Raw genomic sequence first — 21115 nt, 5'->3', positions numbered from 1 at the left:
GGTTCTTCGGCAGGCTGATGCTGACCGGAGTCCCGCCCAACGTCAAGGGCGCCGTCAGCGGTCCTTGGCCGGCCAGGGGGCGTCGGCCGCGCGGAGGTTGTCGATGCCTGGCCCGTTCATCGCGGTCCAGGTCGCGAGTGCGCCCATCACCAGGATGGGGTTGTGCAGGTGTCCGGCCAGGACGGCGCCGACCACGTCGACCAGCGGCGCCCAGACGGTTTCCATGTCGGCTTCCTCGTGCCGCCGGTCGTAGGCCTCGTCGGCCGGGGACAGGTCGCGGGCGAGGAAGATCCGGACCGCCTCGTCGGTGAGACCCGGGGAGGTGAAGGCGTCGACGAGGATCCGCCAGTCGGCAGCCTTCGTGCCGGTCTCCTCCCACAGCTCCCGCTCGGCGCCCAGCCGGTACTGCTCCCCCTGGACGTCGAGCAGCCCGGCCGGTGGCTCGAGCAGGCGGTGGCCGACCGGATGCCGGTACTGGCGGACCAGCAGCATCCGGTTGTTCTCGTCCAGGGCGACGACCCCGACCGCGCCCGGGTGCACGACCACGTCCCGGACGAACGGGTCCCGACCGGGTGGGTCGAGGTGGTCGCGCCGTACCGAGATCACCCGGCCGGTCTCGTGCACCACCTCGGACGAGGCGACCGGCCACTTCTCCGGCACGTCGGCCAGGCCCGCGCCGAACCGCAGTTCGGGAAGGTCCTTCATCGAGCCTTGACCGTGGTCTTGGCGGCCGGCTTCCTCGCGGCTGCCGGCTCTTCGACCGGCAGGCGGGACTCGCGCTGCCGGACCAGGGCGGCGTTGATCAGGCCGGCGAACAGCGGGTGCGGCTTGGTCGGCCGGGACCGGAGCTCGGGGTGCGCCTGGGTGGCGACGAAGTACGGGTGCTGGGCCTTGTCGAGCTCGATGAACTCGACCAGCTCGTTGTCCGGGGACAGCCCGCTGAACACCAGGCCGGCCGTCTCCAGCTTGTCGCGGTAGGCGTTGTTCACCTCGTAGCGGTGCCGGTGCCGCTCCTGGACCGAGGGAGCGGCGTACAGGTCACGGACGATCGAGCCGTCCGCGAGGTTGGCCGGATAGAGGCCGAGCCGCATGGTGCCGCCGAGGTCACCGGAACCGGAGACGATGTGCTTCTGCTCCTCCATGGTCGCGATCACCGGCTGCTCGGCGTCCGGGTCGAACTCGCTGGAGTTGGCCTCCACCAGCCCGGCCAGGTTGCGGGCGACCTCGATCACCATGCACTGCAGCCCGAGGCACAGCCCGAGGATCGGGATCCGCTGCTCGCGGGCGAACTTGATCGCGCCGATCTTGCCCTCGATCCCGCGGACGCCGAAGCCGCCCGGGATGCAGATCGCGTCGACGTCGCCGAGCAGCCGCGCGGCCGCCTCGGGCGTCGCGCAGTCGTCGGAGGCGATCCAGCGCAGCGTGACCTTGGCGTCGTTGTCGAAACCGCCGGCCCGCAGCGCCTCGGCGACCGACAGGTACGCGTCCGGCAGGTCGATGTACTTGCCGACCAGCGCCACCGTGACCTGGTCCTTCGGGTTGTGCACGACCCGCAGCAGCTCGTCCCAGCGGGTCCAGTCGACGTCGCGGAACGGCAGGTTCAGCCGCCGTACGACGTACGCGTCGAGACCCTCGGTGTGCAGCACCTTGGGGATGTCGTAGATGCTCGGCGAGTCGACGGCGGCGACCACGGCCTCGACGTCGACGTCGCACATCAGCGAGATCTTCCGCTTCACGCCGTCCGGGATCGGCCGGTCGGCGCGGCAGACGACCGCGTCCGGGGCGATACCGATCGAGCGCAGCGCGGCGACCGAGTGCTGGGTCGGCTTGGTCTTCAGCTCACCGCTCGGAGCGAGGTAGGGGACCAGCGAGATGTGCAGGAAGAACACGTTGTCCCGGCCGACGTCGTGCCGGACCTGGCGGGCCGCCTCGAGGAACGGCAGCGACTCGATGTCGCCGACGGTGCCGCCGATCTCGTGCAGCACCACGTCGACGTCCGGGCCGGCCATCGCCAGCATCCGTTCCTTGATCTCGTTGGTGATGTGCGGGATCACCTGCACGGTGTCGCCGAGGTACTCGCCGCGGCGCTCCTTGGCGATCACCCTGGAGTACACCTGCCCGGTGGTCACGTTGGCGACCGCGGACAGGTCCCGGTCCAGGAAACGCTCGTAGTGGCCGATGTCCAGGTCGGTCTCGGCGCCGTCGTTGGTGACGAACACCTCGCCGTGCTGGAACGGGTTCATGGTGCCGGGATCCACGTTCAGGTACGGATCCAGCTTCTGCATGGTGACCCGGATGCCCCGTGCCGTCAGCAGACTGCCGAGGCTGGACGCTGTCAGCCCCTTGCCGAGACTGGACGCCACGCCACCGGTGACGAATACGTGCTTGGTCTGCTGGGAATTCGAAGCCCTGTCCACGGGCCTTCAGCCTACCTGTTGTCAACCCCCGGTCGCGACGAGACCCACGTAGATGTCGAGCAGATTCTTCGCCACCGCGTCTTCGTCCGGCCATCTGGCGGCCAACTCCCGGCCCCGCGTCCGCATAGCGTTCGCCGTCTCCGGTTCGGCCAGGACCGCCCGGACGCCGTCCGCCAGCCCGTCCGCATCCCCGGGAAACGCCAGTACGGCGCTGTCGTCCACCAGCTCCGGGACGCCGCCGACCGCGGTCGCAACCACGGGTACGCCGACCTGCATAGCCTCCTGGATGACCAGAGCCCGCGCCTCCCAGTGCGAGGTGAGCAGGAACACGTCAGCCGCGCCCAGGAGGTCCGCGATGTCGTCCCGGTGACCGAGGAGGCGCACGGGGAGGTTCTCCGCGTCGATCCGGGCCTGCAGGTTGTCGCGCAGCGGGCCATCCCCGACGATCGCGAAGACCACGTCCGGGTTGGACTCCCGCACCGATGCAGCCACGGACAGTAGCGTCGGGTAGTCCTTCTGCGGTGCCAGGCGACCCACGGTGAGCACGAGGGGCTCCTCGTCGAGCCCGAACGACTGCCTGACCTCGTGACGCGGCGTACGGACCTGAGGCATCGCAGGAGCCGCTACCGGGGCCAGCTGGGCCTGCCGCGCTCCGAGGCTCTTGGCGAGCTCCACGAGGTCGCTAGAGGCTCCTAGAGTCAGGTCCGCTCCCCTGGCAACCAGCCGCTGCCCCAGCCGCATGACAAGCCCACGTGGGCCCGGAGCGATCACCGCGTTGTGCCAGGTGACCACCAGCGGCCGCAGCCGCGACCTGTCGCGGAGTGCGGTCATACCGGCGCGGTAGCCGTGCGCGTGGAACACGTCAGCGCCGCGCAACGCTGCTGCCTGAGTCACGACCTGCGCACCGCCGAAGTCGAAGTGCTCAGCGGTGCCGGGCGGCGCGCACACGACCACCTCGTGCCCGGCGTTCAGGAACCGCGGCACCAGCGAGGCGACGTGCTGCCCGATCCCACCCCTCGACTCCGCGAGCAGCAGGCCGATCCTCATTGCGTCTCCTCCACAAGTCCACGACTCCGCAGCGCGCGGACGTCCGCGCGATCCAGTACCACCGCGACCGCGGCGTACACAACGACTACGGCCAGGCCGGACAGCACCGCGAACAAGCAGGCCTTACCCACTCCGGCGTCGCCGGCCGGCAACGACACCGCCCAGCCGGCCGCACCGGCAAGGACAGCACCGACCAATGCAGCCAGCGTGGCGCGCGGCAATCCGGCGAGTACCCCGGGACCCGCCTCCCGACGCAGGACGACGAGCAGCACGATCGCTCCAGCCATCATGCCGATCGACATCGCGGCCGCCAGCGCCGGCACGGCATCCCAGGACGCCGTAAGCACCACGCCGGACACCGCGACCAGCATCCAGGCGCCGGCCGTCACCACTGCGACCTCACGACCGGAGTGCCTCGCGTAGAGCACCCTGCCGACGTGCATCAGTACGGCGAACCCGATGGCAGCCGGCGCAAACAAGAGCAACGCGTCGACCAGTGTCGCCGCTCTCGCCTCCTGTACGGCGCCGTCGTCGTACGCGAAAACGCGAGCAACCGGGACCGCGGTGCCCACCAGGAGTGCGGCCCCAGCACCGCCTGCCAACATCACAGCCCGCGTCGACGAGGCGGCGTACACATCGAACCGCTCCCCCGCGTCATACGCCGACGCGAGCCGCGGGAACACAGCTGTGGTGATCGGCACGGCCAGTACGGCGTACGGCAGCAGATAGACCGCGTTGGCCCACGTATAGACCGCGATGCTGCCCGCCACGCCTCGATGGTTGGCCAGGTAGGTCGTGACGACAAACGTGAGCTGCTGCGCGATCAGTATGGCGAGACCAGCCAGCGCCAGCCTTCGCAGTACCGGAGCGACCCCGGGGTCGAGGCGCAGCGTCGGCTTGATCGGGATGCGCAGGAACAGCATCGGCACCAGCACGGTCAGCGCCAGCGCAGCGACGCCCAGCGTCGTACCCCAGGCCAGCAGATCGGACGCCCCGCGCGACGCCGAGTCGGCGTCCGGCGCCGCGCCCGCGAACGCCAGATAGGTGCCTACGACAACAAGACTGGACACGAGCGGCGCCAGCGCACCGGCCGCGAACCGCTTGTGCGACTGCAGTACGGCGGTCGCGATCACAGCGATCGCGTAGCCGAAGACCTGCGGCACGAAGATCGCCAGCATCCGCGTCGCGGTCGCAGCCGAGCCGCTGCACTCGGCGCCCGGATCGAGCATTGCGTCGGTGTAGGTGGACGCGAAAAGCCAAGCCAGCAAGGCGAACGGCGCCAGCAGCACGAACGACCAGGTGATCAGCGCACCGATGATGCGTCCCTGCGCAGCGCGGTCGCCGCGTGCCACCGGACCGGCGAGCACCGGGATGACCGCACCCGCCAGCGCGCCACCCGCGACCACCTCGAAGAGGATGTTCGGCAGTTGGTTCGCCGTCGCGTACGCCTCGGCCAGGCACCCGGCCCCGACCGTCTTCGAGAAGACGAGCCACCGGCCGAAACCCACCACCCGGGCCAGAACTGTCACCGCGGCGACCAGCAACGCGGCTTGCGCGATGCGCGCGCCGGTTCCTGAGCCGCCACCTCCCCCGGCGCCGGCCGGGCGCTCCGCGCCCGAGCCGTCTGTGCTCACCGAGTCATCATCGGGGCCTACGGCCCCACTGGTCGATCTTGTCGAGCATCGGGTTCTCCGCGATCACCTTGGTGAAGCTGACCTTCTCGCTGGCCAGGTTGAGCGCGACGACGGCGCCCAGCGCGAGCGCCTTCAGCGGACCCGGCAGCGAGGCGGCGAGCGCCGTACCGGTGATCGCGCCCAGGCCGTTCGCACCGCAGTCGCCGAGCATCGAGCGCTCGCAAAGGTCGGACGGCGCCGCGGCCGCGGCCGCACCGACGACCGCGCCGGCCGGGCCGTTCGTCACCGCCAGCGGCGCGTTCACTGCTGCGACCACCTTCAGCGCACGGCCGGGCCGGAGGTCGAGCAGGTTGGTGAGGTTCGCCGTACCCGCGATCAAGGCGCCGTCGGCAACGACCCCGGCGAGGGCCTTCACACCGGACGACTTCCGCGGCAGCAACGCGGCGGCGGCCAGGCCCGCGGCGCCGACCCCGAGGATCTTCACCGCACCGCTCGTCACCTCACCCCGCTTCAGCGCGCTGAGGTGACCGCGGAACCCCTTCGCCTGCGTCGTCCCACGCAGGTCGTCGTACGCGCCGACTGCACCCGACACCGAGCCGGCGAGCAGCGCGGCGGCCTTCACCTTGCCCGGAGTCTTGGGAGATGCCGCGACGCCGGCCAGCGCGCCGAGCACCGCGACCGGACCCTCGAGCAGCGTGACCGGCTCACCGCGATGGTTGGTCCGCTCGAACGGCTCGCGGTTCTCCTTGGGCAGGTTCGCCGCGGCGCGTTCGAGCGCAGCGGTGGCGGCTGCCGCGACGGCAGCGCTCAGAATTCCCACGTCAGTTGTCCTTCGTCTGTACGTCCGACGGCGCAACGCCGTTCTTCGCGTCGATCGCGCCGTACTGCCCCGCCTTGCCGCTCGCCTGCTCGGCCAGCGAGAAGACGACCGTCGCCTGTCCGGCGGGGATGTCGGCCACGTCCACCGAGGAAACGATCTTGGTCGCGTCGGAGTCACTCCGCAATGCCTTGAGCAGGCCGCCGTCCTGCGCGGTCACCGGCGTCCCGGCCACCACGACGCCGTTGCTGCCCTGGTCCAGGCCCTCGATGAAGTCCACGGAGTCGTTGTACGACGAGTTGTCCGGCACCGGTGTCGGCGGCTTCGCGGCCAGTACGACGACCAGGCCGGCGCGGTCCTTGAACTGCGACGGCTTCAGCGACATCAGCTTCGCCCCGGTCAGGCCGCTGATGATCTTGGTCGACTCGCCGTCGGCGGACTTGCCCTCCTCCTTGGCCGCGATGGCGCGAGCCAGGATCAGCCCGGCGCGCTGGTACGTCGTACTGTCGGCCGGGTAGTCGACGTCGGTCGTGACCAGCTCGGTGGCGATCTGCTCGACCAGTTGGCGCTGGCCGGCGTCGAACATCTTGTTGTCCAGCGCAACCCGGGTGGTGACCTGGCCGCCGGCCTTCTCCAGCTCCTCGGTCAGCGTGTTGGCCAGGTCGCCGTCGGCGCTCGGCATGGTGACGACGGCGATCTTCTTGCCGCTCAGCTTGCCGTCGGTCAGCCCCGCGGTGACCTTGGCGACGTAGTCGTCGCGGTACTTGTCCAGAGTCTTCGTCTCGTCCAGCTTGGCCCGGGTGTCCGCGAGCTGCTGGCGGTCCTTCTCGGCCTGGCTCGCGACGAGCTCGCTGCCGGTGCCCTTCAGCGGGCCGGCGCCCAGCACCACACCGGCGCCCAGAGCAAAGAAGATCGCCACGATCGAGACGATGTGGTAGCGAAAGTCGATCACGTGAACAGCTCCCGGATCCAGTAGACGAAGTCGCTCCAGCGCGCCCGCAGGATCGACCAGAGCACGTCGTCGGCGCCGATCGCGACCAACGCCATGCCGAGTGCGAACAGGCCGGCCGCGGCCAGCGCGACCACCTGGAAGGTCGAGACCCGGCTGCGGTACAGCCGGCCGACCCCCTTGGCGTCCACCAGCTTGGCGCCGACGCGCAAGCGGGTGATGAAGGTGCTGGCCATCCCCGGGCGTCCCTTGTCCAGGAACTCCACCAGCGAGTTGTGGGTGCCGACCGCGACGATCAGCGACGCGCCCTTGGAGTCGGCCAGCAGCATCGCGACGTCCTCGCTGGTGCCGGCCGCCGGGAACTCGATCGAGTCCACCCCGAGCCGCTCCATCCGTTCCGAGCCCGGCGCGCGGCCGTCGCGGTAGGCGTGCACGACCACCTCGGCGCCGCTCTTCAGCGTCTCGTCCTTGACCGAGTCCATGTCGCCGATGATCAGGTCCGGGACGTAGCCCTCCTCGGCCAGCGCGTCGGCGCCGCCGTCGACGCCGATCAGCACCGGCCGGTACTCCCGGATGTACGGCTTCAGCGCGACCAGGTCCTCGCGGTAGTCGTACCCGCGGACCACGATCAGGACGTGCTTGCCCTCCATCGGCGTGTGGATGTCCGGCACCCCGACACCGTCGAGCAGCAGGTCGCGTTCGCGGCGCAGGTACTCCAGGGTGTTGGCGGTGAACGCCTCCAGCTGGGTGGACAGCCCGGACCGGGCCTCGTCCATCAGGTCCGCGACGGTCTTGCTGTCCTGCGAGATGCCCTTGGCGACGACCTCCTCGCCCCGGTACAGCGAGCCGTCGTGCAGCCGGACCCGCTCACCCTCGTGCAGGATCGAGAACACCTCGCGGCCGACCCCGTCGACCAGCGGGATGCCCGCCTCGACGAGGATCTCCGGACCGAGGTTCGGGTAGCGGCCGCTGATCGAGTCGGCCACGTTCACCACCGCGGCGACCCGGCAGTCGACCAGCGCCTCGGCGCTGACCCGGTCCAGGTCGACGTGGTCGATGACCGCGATCTCACCCGGTTTCAGCCGTTTGGTGAGATTCTTGGTACGGCGATCGAGCCGGACCACGCCGGCGATGCCGGGCAGTTCAGTGGGGCGTGCTCTCCGCAGGATGGGCAGTTTCATCGCGCTCTCATCCTGCCATGTCAAGAGCCCCCTCCCGGTTCATTTACCCCGCCGGGCGGGCAATCACGCACGGAAATCGTGGTGACTGTGCGTCAAATCATCCTTTCGAACGACTCTTCCGGCGCGGTTTGTGACGCTCCGCCGCGAGTGCGAGCAACTCCTCCGCGTGCGCCTGCGCGGCGTCGGAGTTCTCCAGGCCGGCCATCATCCGGGACAGTTCCCGCAACCGCGCGTCGTCGTCGAGGGCGACCAGGCCACTCGTGGTGACCGAACCGTCGTCACTCTTCAGCACCACCGCATGACGATCCGCGAACGCGGCCACCTGCGGCAGGTGGGTCACCACGATCACCTGCGCCTTCTCGGCCAGCCGGGCGAGTCGCTTGCCCACCTCGACCGCGGCCCGGCCGCCGATCCCGGCGTCGATCTCGTCGAACACCAGCGTCGGCACCGGATGGGTGTCGCTGAGGATCACCTCGAGCGCGAGCATCACCCGGGACAGCTCACCGCCCGACGCCGCCTTCTGCAGCGGGCGGGCCGGGCTGCCCGGGTTCGCCGCGAAGCAGAACTCGATCTCGTCGATCCCGTACGGACCAGCGGCGGTTTCGTGCACCTCGATCGACAACTTCGCGTGCGGCATCGCCAGGCCGGTCAGCTCTTCGGACACCGCGACACCGAGCCGCTCGGCGGCCTCTTGGCGCGCGGCCCTGATCTGCTGGCCGAGGTCGCTGAGCTTCGCATCCAGCTCGGCGAGCTCGGCGGTCAGATGCTCGACCCGCTCGTCGCTTCCGTCCAGCTCGGCCAGTCGCTCCGCGGATCGCTTCGCCCACTCGAGCACCTCGTCCACATTGCCTTCGTCGGCGCCGTACTTGCGGACCAGGCTGGTCAGCAGCGACCGCCGCTCACTCACCACGGCCAGCCGAGCCGGGTCGGTGTCGACGTCGGCGGCGTACGACGAAAGCTCTTGCGCCAGGTCGGCCGCGAGATATCCGAGCTCACCGGCGCGATCCGCCAGCTCGGCCAGCTTCGGGTCGTGGTGGCGCTCCGCGTCGAGGACCTGCTTGGCGAGCGCGAGCAGCCCGAGTACGTCGCTCGGCCGGGTGGACTCGAGGTCCTCCGAAGCCATCGCGTCGGCTGCCGTCGTGGCCGCCGTACGGAGGCCGTCGGCGTACGCGAGGCGGTCCTCCTCGGCGGCGAGCTCGGTGTCCTCGCCGGGCAACGGCTCGGCCTTCGCGACCTCGTCGAGCCCGAAGCGCAGCAGGTCCGCCTCGGCGAGGCGGTCGCGCTGCCGGGTGGTCAGCTCGGTCAGCTCGGCCTCGACCTCACGGTGCCGTTTGTAGGCAGCGGCGTACTCCTGCAGGGGCACGAGCACGGCCTTGCCGGCAAAGGTGTCGAGGGTCTCGCGCTGGCGCGACGGCTGCAGCAACCGCCACTGCTCGGCCTGCCCGTGGATCGCGACCAGGTCGCCCGACACCTCGCCCAGGACGGACACCGGCACGGACGCCCCACCGAGGAACGCCCGCGAGCGCCCTTCGGACGACAGCTCGCGGGCGATCAGCAACTCGTCGTCGTCCAGCTCGCCGCCACGGTCCTCGGCCTGCTGCACGATCGCCTTCGGTACGGCGCTGGCCCGGCCCTCGACCCGGGCCCGGCGCGTCCCGTGCCGCACCAGGCCGCTGTCGGCGCGCCCGCCGAGCAGCATGTTCACCCCGGTCACGACCATCGTCTTGCCGGCCCCGGTCTCGCCGGTGACCGCGGTGAACCCCGGATCGAGGTCCAGCGTGGCGTCCTCGATCACGCCCAACCCGGTGATGCGAATCTCCGAGAGCATGCTCTAGGTCTCCTGTTGTGGTTTGCCGTTGCGCTTTCGCTCGGCGGCTCCGCGCCAGCCGAGCACAGGGAGGTCGAACTTGGCGACCAGCCGGTCCGTGAACGGGGCCTCGTGCGCCCGCGCCAGCCGGACCGGCCGGTTGCCGCGGCGGACCTGGATCTCGGCGCCCGGCGGCACCTCGACCATCCGGCGGCCATCGCACCACAGCACCCCGCGGCCGTGCCACGACGGCACCAGCTCGATCGACAGCTGCGACGTCGGCGCGACCACGATCGGCCGGGAGAACAACGCGTGCGCGCTCAGCGGCACCACCAGGATCGCCTCGACCTCGGGCCACACGATCGGGCCGCCGGCCGAGAAGGAGTACGCCGTACTGCCCGTCGGGGTGGCCACCACGACGCCGTCGCAGCCCCAGCGGGACAGCGGCCGGTCGTCCACCTCGACCATCACCTCGAGCATCCGCTCGCGGGCCGCCTTCTCCACACTCGCCTCGTTCAGCGCCCAGGTGTCGAAGATCAGCTCGCCGTCCAGCCGGACGTCGACCGCGAGCGTCATCCGCTCCTCGACGGTGTAGCTGCGATCCACCACCACCTGGACGATCCGCTCCAGATCGTCCACCTCGGCCTCGGCCAGGAAGCCGACGTGACCGAGGTTGACGCCGAGCACCGGCGTCCGGTGCGGGCGGGCCAGCTCGGCGCCGCGCAGGATCGAGCCGTCGCCGCCGAGCACCATGATCAGCTCGACGTCCAGCGCCGCCTTCTCGTGGTCGTCGACGACCTCCGCGGGGTCGAGCTTCAGCGCCTCGGCCTCGTCCGCGAGCAGCCGGACCAGCAGACCGGCGTCGGTCAGCAGCCGGTGCGCATCCCGCGCCACCTCGACCGCCTGCTCCCGTCCGGTGTGCGTCACCAGCAGCACGCGCCGCGGCTCGTGCTCACCCACTCGCGTCCCCGCCTCTCACTGAGCCTTTTCCTTCCCCGCCCCGCCGCCCCGGACAGGGGGACCGCTCTCGACGGCAGTCTGGAGCATCGTCTCATCGAGAGGCGGCGCGGAACGGCGTATCCACAGGAAGTATTCGACATTTCCTGACGGACCAGGCAACGGGCTCGCCGCGACGCCCTCAACGCCCCAGCCCAGCTCCAGCGCCCTGGCCGCCACGCCGCGCACCGCGTCGGCCCGCAACTCGGGATCGCGGACCACGCCGCCCTTGCCGAGCCGCTCCTTGCCCACCTCGAACTGCGGCTTCACCATCAGCACCAGGTCGCCGTCCGGCTTCACCACCCCGATCAGGGCGGGCAGGACGAGCGTGAGCGAGATGAAGCTGAGATCCGAGACGACCAGATCAACTGGTTCACCACCGATGGCGTCGAGGGTGAGGGTGCGGACGTTGGTCCGGTCCATCACCGTGACGCGGTCGTCGGTCTGCAGCGACCACACCAGCTGGCCGTAGCCGACGTCGACCGCGATCACGTGTGCCGCTTCGTTGCGCAGCAGTACGTCGGTGAATCCGCCGGTGGACGCGCCCGCATCGAGGGCCCGGCGGCCCTTCACCTGCACGCCGCTGAAGGCTTCGAGGGCGCCGACCAGCTTGTGCGCGCCGCGGCTCGCGTAGTTCGGGTCTTCGGTCTCCGAGGTGTCGACGACGATCGGCGCGTCGGCCCCGACACCGGTCGCCGCCTTGGTGGCGACGGTGCCGGACACCTTCACCTTGCCGGCGGCGATCAGGTCGCTCGCGTGCTCACGGGACCGCGCGAGGCCCCGTCGTACCAGCTCGGCGTCGAGCCGCGATCGCTTGATTCCTTTGGCCACGTCCGTCTAGCTGCGGTCCTCGGCGTCCGCTTCGACCAGTGCGGACTGGAGCCGCTCGTGCAGGTCGGCGTACACCTCGGCGTGCTCGCCGACCGGCCGATCCCGCAACTCGTCGAGCCGCGACATCGTCTCCTCGACCAGCGGGTGCGCGTCGTCGTCCTGTACGGCGGGCTCGTCGGCGGCCGTGTCCGCGACGAACGGGTGCTGGTGCTCGTCCTCGGGAGCGCGTGCGAACTCCGGGCCGAACTCCACCTCGGCCGGATCGACGTGCGGCGCCGGCTCGTCCTCGCGGTCGGCGAGGGTGTCCACAGAGGCTTCGAAGGTTGCTTCGGTGTCCTCCGCGGTCTCGCCGTCTTCGCCGTACTGGCCCATCTCGGGCTGGGCGTCGCCGTACGAGAAGTTCTGCGGCGCCGGCTCGGCGTCGTAGTCGGGGGACTCCGGGGTGTCCTCCGACGGGTAGGGGTCGAAGCCCGGCTCGACGTCGGGGTCGACGCCCGGCGGGAACTGCTCGCCAGGATGCTCGGTCACGTCAGGCCTTCTTCGCCGTCTTCTTCGCCGGTGCCTTCTTGGCCGCCTTCTTCGCGGCCGCCTGCTTGGCCGGGGCCTTCGCGGCCTTCTTCGCAGCCGCCGCCTGCACCGGAGCCGGCGCCGCCTCCGCAAGCGCGTCGCCTGCCGGAGCAGCCGCCCCGGCCCGCGCCGCGGCCAGCTCGGTCTCCAGCGTCTTGACCCGGCGAGTGAGCGCGTCGACTTCCTCGGCCCGGACGAACCCGAGCCGGGCCACCGCGCCCTCGACCTCGTTCGTCACGATCGCCTGCAGCAGCTGACGGTTGCTCTTGCTGGTGGCAACGATCTCGTCGGCCAGGTCACTCACCTTGGTGGTCAGCCCCGACGTCAGCTTGTCCGCGCCGGTCTGCTGCAGCAACGCCTTCGCCGCCGCCTCGGCCCGCTGCCGCGTGACCTCGGTCAGCCCGCTCGCCAGTTGTACGTAGCCGCGCAGTGCGTCCATCACCATGACTGCCTCCTCGCTTCGTTCCAGCAACGGTATCGCCTCCCGCCCGCAATACCACCACCCCCACCACCCCACACCCCCACCGTCCCCGCCAACCCCCGATCTCGGCGGATATCCACCCGATTCGGGGGTTGCCCACGCGGAATCCCGGGGGGCAACCCCCGGTCCGAGGGGGCAACCCCGGGCGATTACTTGTCCAGCCCGACGCGGTGCAGGGCGGCGTCGATGGCGATCGAGCCCGGCGCCGGGGCCGGCTTGGGCAGTGGGCGGCGACCGCGGGCCGTGCTCTTCTTCGCGACCGGCTTCGCCGGGGTGTCGACCGCGGCCCACACCGCGGACAGGATCGCCCGCAGGCCGTCGTACGGCTCGCCCTCGCCCTTCACGCTCACGGCGTTGTCGACGACCTCGGCGGTCCAGCCCTCACACGTGTGCCGCCCGCCGTCGACCATGACTCCGGGTTGCTTCTCCGGAAGCGCGCCCAGGTCGGCCGCGACGTACGTCGGCCGCTGGTTCTTCGGAGCCCGGGCCAGATCGTGCGCGTCGTGGACACCGGTCGCGACCCACAGACTGGCGATCCCGACGTTGTTCGCGCCCTCGATGTCGGAGTCGAGCCGGTCGCCGATCATCAATGGTCGTTCGGCGTTCAGCCGCTCGATACTCGTCTCCAGCAACGGCCGCTCCGGCTTGCCGGCCACGATCGGGTCCACCTCGACGGCGGCCCGGATCGCCTGCACCAGCGTCCCGTTCCCCGGCGCCATACCGGCGGCCGTGGGGATCGTCAGGTCGAGGTTGGTCGCGTACCACTTCGCGCCCTCGTTGATCGCGTGCGCGCCGTCCGCGAGCATCACCCAGTTCACATCCGGGTGAAAGCCTTGTACGACGGCCACCGGGTGCGCGTCGCTGCTGCGGACCGGACGCAGCCCGTACTCCTCCAGCGCCGACGTCAGCCCTTCACCGCCGACCACGAGCACCGGCGAGCCCTCCGGGTACTCGCTCGCGATCAGCTTCGCGGCCGCCTGCGCGGACGTCACGACGTCGTCGGCGATCACATCCAGCCCGAACGACGCGAGGTGCTCGGCGACCACCCGGGCCGGCCGGCTCGCGTTGTTGGTGATGTAGCCGAGCCGCAGGCCCTCCTTGGCCGCCTTGCGCAGGTTCTCCGGCGCGTCCGGGACCGGGTCGGGCCCGACGTACACGACACCGTCGAGGTCGAGCAGCGCGACGTCGTACCGGCCGGCGAGCGGTTCGTCACATGCGGACAGCGGCGCGGGCGAAGTTCGTTCCGTGCTCATGCTTCCCCCCGTACGATGCCGCCCATGCCAGCAACCGGGCCGGACTCGAGCGGGAGCGTGCTGCGGCTCGAGCCGTTGCGCGCCTGGCGGTTCGTGGCCGGCAAGGTGAGCGCGCTGGGCGCCGTCACGTCGCCGCCGTACGACGTACTGGAACCCGCCATCGTCCGGCGGCTGACTGACTCTGATCTGCACAACATGGTGAGGCTCATCCTTCCACGCGATCCTGAGCTCGGCCCCGGCCGGTACGACGAGCCCGCCCGACGGCTCGCGGGGTGGCAACGCGACGGTGTGGTGGTGCAGGACCAGCGGCCCGCGTTGTACGTCTACGAGCAGCAGCTGGGGAACGCCGTACTGTGCGGACTGGTCGGCTCACTCGGCCTGGACCCGGCCCGGCGCGTGGTGCTGCCGCACGAGGAAGTGATGCCGCACTGGGTCGACGACCGGCTCGAGCTGATGGAGGCCACCGACGCCGACCTGGAGCCGATCCTGCTCGCGTACGGCGACGGGGGCGTGGCCAGTGACGCAGTGGACGCCGCGCGGTCCGGAGAGCCGTGGCTGGAGGCCGAGACCACCGGGGCGGAGCATCGCATCTGGCGTATCGAAGACCCCATCGTGCTCGCAGCGATCTCTGCGGAGCTGGCGACACACGAAGCGCTGATTGCCGACGGCCACCACCGCTATGCGGCCTACCTGGAACGGCGCCGGCGGGAGCCGTCGCGAGGGGGTACTGATGTCGGTCTGGCGATGCTGGTCGACTACAACCGCCACCCGCTGACGCTGGACCCGATCCACCGCGTCATACCGGGCCTGGACCTGGCCACGGTCTCCTCGCGCACACCGACCGGCTGGCGGGTGCTGCCGGGGCGAGTAGAGGGCGTGCCGGACCGGATTGGTGTCACTGACGGCTCGGAGTGGCTGACGCTGCACTCGACGCACGGTCAGGAGGCTCCGGCGGTGTCTATGCTGCACGACCTGCTGCTGCCGGCGTGGGGCGTGGTGGAAGAGGACATCAGCTTCCACCACACGCTGGCTGACGCACTGGCTCTGGCTGGCCCTCAGCAGGCCGTTGTGGAGCTCACAGCACCCCGGATGGACCAGGTACTGCGGTCCGCGCTGCAGGGCGTCGTACTGCCGCAGAAGGCGACGTCGTTCGGGCCGAAGCCGCGGGTGGGGTTGCTGTTCCGGACGCTGTGACCGCTGCTCAGGGGCGGTGGTAGAGGCTGAGGAACTCCTCGCGGAGCGGCTTGCGGGCCGCCCGGTGGCGCTCGGTGAGCCGGCCGAGGGTGAACGACAGCTCCGGATCGTCCTGCGCAGCTGCCTCCCTGGCCATCGCGGTCAGAGCGTCCGCGGCAGCGCAGTGGTCCTGGTGCTGACCCAGCAGCTCTTGGTACTTGGCTGCCTGGGTGGCGGTCTCTTTGGCCTCGTCCCCGAGTACGGCGGCGCTGGTGTCGGCGGCGTACCGGACGCGCTTGGCGAGCAGACGTACCTCGTGCCAGTCGTCGTCCTGGGTCCAGGGCTTGAGCTTGTCGGCCTCTTCGGTGAACGTGCGGCTGGCGGCCGTCAAAAGCTGCGGCAGCACCTCGCTGCAGGGTTTGCTGGCCTTCGGCTTGAGGAGTGGGGAGGCTGCGGCCGCGTCCAGGGTCTGCAGCAACGCCGCCGTACTCTCGCCGGTCACCACCTCGTTGGACCGGGCCGCGGCACGGTCCAGGGCGACGGTGAGGGTCGTCAGGATCGTCTCGACGTGCTCAGGGTCGTCCTCGCTGTTGGCGGTCTCGCGGACGAGCGCCGCGATCACCTCCAGGTCGCGGGCTTCTCCACACGCGTTGGCGAGAGCGGCGAGCTGAGTGCGGAGGTCCTGGGCCCAGTCGCCCGCCAGCTGCTTCCGGAACAGCCTCAGGTTGCTCCGCAACCGCCGGCAAGAGACCCGCACCTGGTGGATGGCGTCGTCCTCACCCTTCTCGACCATGAGAACGGCGCCCTGCAGCCGCGTCGTCCCCTTGGTGAGGGCATTGACCACCAACGCCCCGACGGGGGCCTCCGCCGACAACGCACCGCTCCAACCCGCCACGCTCTCCGCCATTCACCCATTCTCCCCGCTCCGAGTGAACGCGTCAGCACAGCACCGCCCAGCCCTACTCCCCCTTCACCCCGTCCGACTCGTCGGCCTTCGCCACTTCCCCATCCAGAGCGTCATCGACAACCCCGTGTAGCTCAGCGTCCCCCGCCGCGTCCTCACCCTGGCCGGCGACCGCCACGTCCGAGAGCTCCGCGTCCTCCTCGGCCTCGCCCTCAAGCCCCGTGTCCGCGAACTCCGCGTCCCCCTCGGCCTCATCCGCTTCGTCGTCCGCGAGGCCCGCGGTGTCCACCTCGTCGTCGAGCTCCGCAGCCTCAGCGTCGTCCTCGGGCTCGTCCGCCTCGTCCACCTCGCCGTCGTCCGCCTCGTCTTCCAGCTCGTCGTCGAGGTCCGCGTCCTCAGCCTCGTCCTCGGGCTCGTCCACCTCGTCGTCGAACTCCGCGACCTCCGCCTCGTCCTCCGGCTCGGCGTCGTACGCCTCGTCCTCGGAGTCGTCGTCCTCGTCGTCCTCGTCGAGGTCCGTGAACTGGAGACCCTCGAGCTGCGCAGCCCGCTCAGCGGCACCAGTGGAACCGTCAGCGTCGACGCCGGCCGCCCGGTGGAACCAGATCAGCGCGTCATCCTCCCGACCAGCCTCCTCGAGCGCGTCGGCGTACGCGTACCGCAGCCGCGGCAGCCAGTCCGCCTTCGTCCGCTTGGTCAGCTCCGGCACCTGCAGCGTCTGGATCGCCGCCGCCGTCTGCCCCATGTCACGCCGCGCCCCGGCCGCCACGATCAGCAACTCGACCTGCGTCGCCTCGCTCAGGTCACGTACATGCTTGTCCCGCGACAGCGTCAGCGCCTTCTCCGGCCGCCCGAGCGCCCGCTCGCAGTCCGCCATCATCGCGATGACCTCGTGGTTCCCGGTCATCCGCCGTACCGCGCGGAACTCGGTCAGCGCCTCGTCGTAGTGCTCAGCCAGGTACGCCGTGATCGCCACAGCCTCCCGTACGCCGCCAAGCCGCGCAGCCAGCCGCCGCGCAGTCCGAGCATGCTGGTACGCCCGCTCCGGGTCGTCGTCGATGAACCGGCCCGACGCGACGAGGTGCTGCGCGACCAGGTCCGCAAGGCCGCGCGGCAACGACCGCAGCTCAGCCTTCACCGACCGGTCCAGCTCAGCCCCGGTGATCCCCTCCGGAATCACCGGATCATCCCGCCGCGGCCCAGCCTTCTCCTCTACCGGCCGATCCCCGCGACGCCCCGCACCCCGCTCATCCCGCCGGCCACCCCGCTCATCCCGCCGAAATGCCCCACGCTCCCCCCGACCAGGCCCACCCCCACGAGCAGCCCCGGCCCCACGCCCACGCTCATCCCGCCCACCGCGATCGTCCCGCCGGAATCCCTCACGCCCCCCACGCTCGTCCCGACCACGCTCGTCCCGCCGGAAGCCCCCGCTTCCGCCACGCTCATCGCGCCCACCGCGGTCATCCCGGCCGCCTCGCTCGTCGCGCCCACCGCGGTCATCCCGCCGGTAGTCACCACGCCCGCCTTCATCCCGCCGGAACCCGCCACCACCACGCTCGTCACGCCGCGAGTCCCCACGTCCCCCACGCTCGTCCCGACCAGAGCCCTCGCCCCGCCGGGAGTCGTCCCGCCCCCCACGCTCATCGCGCCGGAAACCCCCACCCGACCGCTCATCCCGCCGGAATCCCTCACGCCCCCCACGCTCGTCCCGACCACGCTCGTCGCGCCCACCGCGCTCATCCCGCCGGAAGCCCCCGCCTCCGCCACGCTCATCGCGCCCACCGCGGTCGTCCCGTCGGTAGTCACCACGCCCACCTTCATCCCGCCGGGACCCGCCTCCGCCGCGCTCATCACGGCGCGGGCCCTCGTCCCGCCGGAAGCCACCACGCCCACCGGAACGGTCATCACGACTGTCAGTACGCCGGTACCCGCCAGACCTCTCGTCCCGACCGGCTCCACGTCCTCCGCGGTCATCCCGGTCCCCACGCCCCGACATCTGACCGCCGAACGGATCCCGCTCACCCTTGTCATCCCGCCGCGCCCCGGCGAACCCGCGCCGACCCTCGAACCGGCCTTCCTCACGGTCCTGCCCGTCGCGATACGAACCACCGGACCGCGGACCACTCCGCGCCCCACCCGACCGAGGCCCATCCCCCCGGCTCGATGCTCCACGCGGCCCACCAGTCCCCCGACCACCAGAACCGCCGGAACCCCAACCACCGGACCCACCCGATCCACCAGAGCTCCAACCACCGCCACCAGAACGCCCCGAACCACCCGAACGCCCAGCACCAGACCCGCCGGATCCACCAGAACGCCCAGCGCCGTACCCGCCGGATCCGCCCGAACGCCCGGAACCCGACCCACCGGTCCGCCCAGCACCGGGACCACCGGTACGCCCGCCGCCCGAGCCACCCGACCCCGAGCCGGCCCGTCCACCACTGAACCCTGAACGACCGGAGCCCGACCGCTCACCACCGTCGCGACCAGGACGGCCGCTACCTCCGGAGGAACCGCGACGGTCCCCAGAACCGGAGCGAGGATTGCGAGGTGGCGTCGCCACGTTGACTCCTAATTGCTGTAGCTCGATCGAGCAAGGGCGCTGCAGCCATCTGCAGCAAATGGACAAAGAACAAAGGTACCGCCGCCACCCCCACAACCAGACATCCGGTACACCCCATCCCACAACCCCGCGAACCACCCACCCCTCCGGCCCCTCCGACCCGCCCCTGGTCGCCTGACGCGCACCTCAGGTCGGCACCCCACACCCGCCCCACCCTCGCTAAGCCAGTGCGCACACCATCGGTGCACCCACCCACCCGGCCCTCCGCCCCTCCGCCCCTCCGCCCCTCCGCCCCTCCGGCCCTCCGCCCCTCCGGCCCGCGGATCCTTCACGCTCAGGTCGGGGTCTGCCTCGCTAACGGTGTTCCGGGTCGACCGTGATCACGCCACGTCCGACCTCGACGCGTCCGACGGCGCCGTCTGTGAGGGAGCCATGGCTCAGCGCGACGAGGTACGGACGCCGACGCGGTACGTCCGGGAGCAACCGATCCCACGTTTGGGTGGAGCCAGGTTGCCGCAGGCAGCAAGGAAGTCCGGCCTCGTGGCTGTCCGGTGGACCGTGCGATCGTGAGAAGTGGGGAGGGGAGGCCGGAATGAGCGGCGATGTGATCGTGGTGGGAGGTGGCACCGCAGGGTGCGTGCTGGCGGCCCGGCTGACCGAGGACGCGGGATGCGCGGTGTTGCTGATCGAGTCTGGGCCGGACTATCCGAACCTGGACGGACTGCCGGCCGACGTTGCCGACGCTTCCGAGCCGACCGTGGGTCACGACTGGGGCTACTTCGCCGAGGCCGACTCTCTGGACCGGCGCGTCCCGCTGCCTCGAGCGCGGCTGATCGGTGGTTGTTCCGCCACCAATGGCTGCTTCGCGCTGCGCGGTGCCCCGGCCGATTACGACCGCTGGCGAGCTCTGGGCAATCCTGGGTGGAGCTTCGCTGAAGTCTTGCCGTTCTTTCGGCGCCTGGAATCCGATCTCGATTTCGCCGACCGCTGGCATGGAAACGGCGGTCCGATCCCGATCCGCCGTCATCCGGCCGACGAGCTCACCCCGATCCAGCAAGCGTTCATCAATGCCGCTGTTCAGGTAGGACACAGCTACGTCGCCGACCATAACCGACCGGGCGCACTCGGCATCGGACCGACTCCACGCAACGTCCGAGACGGCCTGCGGATGAGTTCCGCGATCACTTACCTCGCCGCCGCCCGGCACCGGCCGAACCTCACCATACGCGCCGACACGACGATCGGGCGGGTAGAGATCGCACATGGCCGCGTGGTCGGCGTGCGCACCACAACGGGCGAGCTGCTCGAGGCGGACCGAGTCGTGCTGGCGGCCGGCACCTACGGCAGCCCGGCCATCCTTGCTCGCTCGGGCGTTGGCTCCGCAGCCCGCCTGTCGCGGCTCGGTATCGACGTCGTGGCGGATCTGCCGGCTGTCGGCGAGCATCTGATCGACCACCCGATCGTTGCCGTCGACCTCCCCACCAGACCGGCCGCGGGACCGAAGTTCCAGGCGATCGCCACGCTCTCCTCGACCTCGAGCGGAGCGCCGGACCTCCACCTCTTCGCGGCCGGGCCGTTCCCCGTCGAACGTGAGATCTGCGAGTCTGGGGCGATCTTCGGCATCGTCGCCGGGCTGATGGCCCCGCAATCGGAGGGATCGGTGCGAGTCAGGTCGGCCGATCCCAGCGATCCGCCGCGTATCGACGTGGCACACCTTCGTCACCCCGACGACCTCGCCCGCATGGTTGACGCCACCGTCGAGGCCCGCCGGATCGCCCGCAGTGAGCCGCTCGCCGCGCTCGTCACCGGCGCCGAGATCGAACCAGGGCCGGCTGTCGCGGACGACGCCCGTACCGCGATCGCCGAGTCCATCCGCGCTCGCGTCGCCTCCTACCATCACCCAGTGGGTACCTGCCGGATGGGCACAGATGCCGACCGGGACGCGGTGGTGGACGCCCGTGGCCGCGTCTACGGCGTCGACCGACTCTGGATCGCCGATGCATCGGTCATGCCGACGATCCCAACCGCCAACACCAACCTACCCACCGTCATGCTCGCCGAGCGCCTCGCCGCCTGGCTGACCAACCCCACCCCAGCCTGACCAGAAACGTCCCCTCGCAGTCGCCACGCGCAAGCACTAGAAGAGACACGTAGGCGGAGGCACCTGGACGGGCACATCCAGGCGGGGACATCCAGGCGGGGACATCCGCGCGGAGACTCGAGCGGGAAGACCCCAGAGTCGGACACCTGGGCGGAGACACCAGCGCGGAGACACCTGCCGGAAGACAACTGGAGGCAGACACCTCGGGTCAGGCGCCTTCGTAAAGCACTTCAGGAGAGGCCTTGGGTAGGTGCGTTGCGAGGACCAGTGAGCGTCCTGACTTGGGCCAAGGTAGTGCGTGTCAACGGCAGCTGAAAACTGACCCCCTGGCGGCGTCCGAAGGTTGACCCCTTGGTGGTCATGGTTCCTCGGTGTTGGCGGCTGGGACGCGGCC

The 21115-nt window shown here is 70.7% G+C and carries 19 protein-coding genes; 3 read left to right on the top strand and 16 right to left on the bottom strand.

Annotated features, from left to right (window positions below):
- Nucleotides 1–54 precede the first annotated feature (54 nt).
- The 13 genes from AB0H36_RS44210 to AB0H36_RS44150 form a co-directional block, all read right to left on the bottom strand.
- Nucleotides 55–705, bottom strand: a complete 651-nt coding sequence (locus AB0H36_RS44210; protein ID WP_360537487.1) for an NUDIX hydrolase — start codon at nt 703–705, stop codon at nt 55–57.
- Nucleotides 702–2417 (bottom strand): CTP synthase, encoded by a 1716-nt coding sequence (locus tag AB0H36_RS44205; RefSeq protein WP_360537485.1) that lies wholly within the window; start codon nt 2415–2417, stop codon nt 702–704. The genes AB0H36_RS44210 and AB0H36_RS44205 overlap by 4 nt, the downstream gene beginning before the upstream one ends.
- Before the next feature lie 21 nt (nt 2418–2438).
- Complete coding sequence (locus AB0H36_RS44200; RefSeq protein ID WP_360537483.1) at nt 2439–3464, bottom strand: glycosyltransferase family 4 protein; 1026 nt, start codon at nt 3462–3464, stop codon at nt 2439–2441.
- Nucleotides 3461–5098 carry a lipid II flippase MurJ gene (locus tag AB0H36_RS44195; RefSeq protein ID WP_360537481.1) on the bottom strand — a complete coding sequence of 546 codons (1638 nt, stop codon included), beginning with the start codon at nt 5096–5098 and terminating at the stop codon, nt 3461–3463. Before AB0H36_RS44195 ends, AB0H36_RS44200 begins: the two co-directional genes overlap by 4 nt.
- Before the next feature lie 7 nt (nt 5099–5105).
- Nucleotides 5106–5918 carry a hypothetical protein gene (locus AB0H36_RS44190; protein ID WP_360537479.1) on the bottom strand — a complete coding sequence of 271 codons (813 nt, stop codon included), beginning with the start codon at nt 5916–5918 and terminating at the stop codon, nt 5106–5108.
- Between the two features lies 1 nt (nt 5919).
- Nucleotides 5920–6867 carry a copper transporter gene (locus AB0H36_RS44185; protein ID WP_360537477.1) on the bottom strand — a complete coding sequence of 316 codons (948 nt, stop codon included), beginning with the start codon at nt 6865–6867 and terminating at the stop codon, nt 5920–5922.
- Entirely contained in the window at nt 6864–8045 is a 1182-nt protein-coding gene (steA, locus tag AB0H36_RS44180; RefSeq protein WP_360537475.1) for a putative cytokinetic ring protein SteA, read from the bottom strand. Before steA ends, AB0H36_RS44185 begins: the two co-directional genes overlap by 4 nt.
- A 97-nt stretch (nt 8046–8142) precedes the next feature.
- The gene (gene recN, locus AB0H36_RS44175; RefSeq protein ID WP_360537473.1) at nt 8143–9873 is read right to left on the bottom strand and encodes a DNA repair protein RecN; all 1731 of its coding nucleotides are present in this window, start codon (nt 9871–9873) and stop codon (nt 8143–8145) included.
- Between the two features lie 3 nt (nt 9874–9876).
- The gene (locus AB0H36_RS44170) at nt 9877–10812 is read right to left on the bottom strand and encodes an NAD kinase (protein WP_360537471.1); all 936 of its coding nucleotides are present in this window, start codon (nt 10810–10812) and stop codon (nt 9877–9879) included.
- A gap of 15 nt (nt 10813–10827) precedes the next feature.
- Nucleotides 10828–11679, bottom strand: coding sequence for a TlyA family RNA methyltransferase (locus AB0H36_RS44165; RefSeq protein WP_360537469.1), 852 nt, complete (start codon nt 11677–11679; stop codon nt 10828–10830).
- 6 nt (nt 11680–11685) lie between these two features.
- Nucleotides 11686–12207, bottom strand: a complete 522-nt coding sequence (locus AB0H36_RS44160; protein WP_360537467.1) for a hypothetical protein — start codon at nt 12205–12207, stop codon at nt 11686–11688.
- A 1-nt stretch (nt 12208) separates the two neighbouring features.
- Nucleotides 12209–12691, bottom strand: coding sequence for a phasin family protein (locus AB0H36_RS44155; RefSeq protein ID WP_360537465.1), 483 nt, complete (start codon nt 12689–12691; stop codon nt 12209–12211).
- A 185-nt stretch (nt 12692–12876) separates the two neighbouring features.
- Nucleotides 12877–13980, bottom strand: a complete 1104-nt coding sequence (locus AB0H36_RS44150) for an HAD-IIA family hydrolase (RefSeq protein WP_360537463.1) — start codon at nt 13978–13980, stop codon at nt 12877–12879.
- 24 nt (nt 13981–14004) lie between these two features.
- On the opposite strand from AB0H36_RS44150, the gene AB0H36_RS44145 reads away from it, so the two are divergent.
- On the top strand, nt 14005–15174 hold the full coding sequence (locus AB0H36_RS44145) for a DUF1015 domain-containing protein (protein WP_360537461.1): 1170 nt from the start codon (nt 14005–14007) through the stop codon (nt 15172–15174).
- 7 nt (nt 15175–15181) lie between these two features.
- Here AB0H36_RS44145 and AB0H36_RS44140 read toward each other — a convergent pair whose 3' ends face one another.
- Genes AB0H36_RS44140 through AB0H36_RS44130 form a run of 3 tightly spaced genes read right to left on the bottom strand, consistent with a single transcriptional unit; the run spans nt 15182 to nt 18031 of the window.
- On the bottom strand, nt 15182–16060 hold the full coding sequence (locus tag AB0H36_RS44140; RefSeq protein ID WP_360537459.1) for a CHAD domain-containing protein: 879 nt from the start codon (nt 16058–16060) through the stop codon (nt 15182–15184).
- A 52-nt stretch (nt 16061–16112) separates the two neighbouring features.
- The gene (locus tag AB0H36_RS44135; protein WP_360537457.1) at nt 16113–17237 is read right to left on the bottom strand and encodes a hypothetical protein; all 1125 of its coding nucleotides are present in this window, start codon (nt 17235–17237) and stop codon (nt 16113–16115) included.
- A 32-nt stretch (nt 17238–17269) separates the two neighbouring features.
- A complete protein-coding gene (locus AB0H36_RS44130; protein WP_360537455.1) occupies nt 17270–18031 on the bottom strand; it encodes a hypothetical protein in 762 nt (253 codons plus the stop codon).
- Between the two features lie 189 nt (nt 18032–18220).
- Here AB0H36_RS44130 and AB0H36_RS44125 point away from each other — a divergent pair, with 189 nt between their 5' ends.
- Entirely contained in the window at nt 18221–18502 is a 282-nt protein-coding gene (locus tag AB0H36_RS44125) for a hypothetical protein (protein ID WP_360537453.1), read from the top strand.
- Between the two features lie 710 nt (nt 18503–19212).
- On the top strand, nt 19213–20721 hold the full coding sequence (locus AB0H36_RS44120; RefSeq protein WP_360537451.1) for a GMC oxidoreductase: 1509 nt from the start codon (nt 19213–19215) through the stop codon (nt 20719–20721).
- Nucleotides 20722–21115: the final 394 nt, after the last annotated feature.

Source organism: Kribbella sp. NPDC050820 (assembly GCF_040653975.1).
Taxonomy (GTDB): Bacteria; Actinomycetota; Actinomycetes; order Propionibacteriales; family Kribbellaceae; genus Kribbella.
The sequence above is the reverse complement of the archived record's forward strand: the minus strand, read 5'-3'. Positions and strand labels throughout refer to the sequence as shown.

Excerpts from the sequence above, each read along its gene's own strand:
- AB0H36_RS44210 (WP_360537487.1), bottom strand. The coding sequence starts at position 705 with ATGAAGGACCTTCCCGAACTGCGGTTCGGCGCGGGCCTGGCCGACGTG.
- AB0H36_RS44200 (WP_360537483.1), bottom strand. The coding sequence starts at position 3,464 with ATGAGGATCGGCCTGCTGCTCGCGGAGTCGAGGGGTGGGATCGGGCAG.
- steA (WP_360537475.1), bottom strand. The coding sequence starts at position 8,045 with ATGAAACTGCCCATCCTGCGGAGAGCACGCCCCACTGAACTGCCCGGC.
- recN (WP_360537473.1), bottom strand. The coding sequence starts at position 9,873 with ATGCTCTCGGAGATTCGCATCACCGGGTTGGGCGTGATCGAGGACGCC.
- AB0H36_RS44155 (WP_360537465.1), bottom strand. The coding sequence starts at position 12,691 with ATGGTGATGGACGCACTGCGCGGCTACGTACAACTGGCGAGCGGGCTG.
- AB0H36_RS44150 (WP_360537463.1), bottom strand. The coding sequence starts at position 13,980 with ATGAGCACGGAACGAACTTCGCCCGCGCCGCTGTCCGCATGTGACGAA.
- AB0H36_RS44145 (WP_360537461.1), top strand. The coding sequence starts at position 14,005 with ATGCCAGCAACCGGGCCGGACTCGAGCGGGAGCGTGCTGCGGCTCGAG.
- AB0H36_RS44140 (WP_360537459.1), bottom strand. The coding sequence starts at position 16,060 with ATGGCGGAGAGCGTGGCGGGTTGGAGCGGTGCGTTGTCGGCGGAGGCC.
- AB0H36_RS44130 (WP_360537455.1), bottom strand. The coding sequence starts at position 18,031 with ATGACCGCGGAGGACGTGGAGCCGGTCGGGACGAGAGGTCTGGCGGGT.
- AB0H36_RS44125 (WP_360537453.1), top strand. The coding sequence starts at position 18,221 with ATGCTCCACGCGGCCCACCAGTCCCCCGACCACCAGAACCGCCGGAAC.
- AB0H36_RS44120 (WP_360537451.1), top strand. The coding sequence starts at position 19,213 with ATGAGCGGCGATGTGATCGTGGTGGGAGGTGGCACCGCAGGGTGCGTG.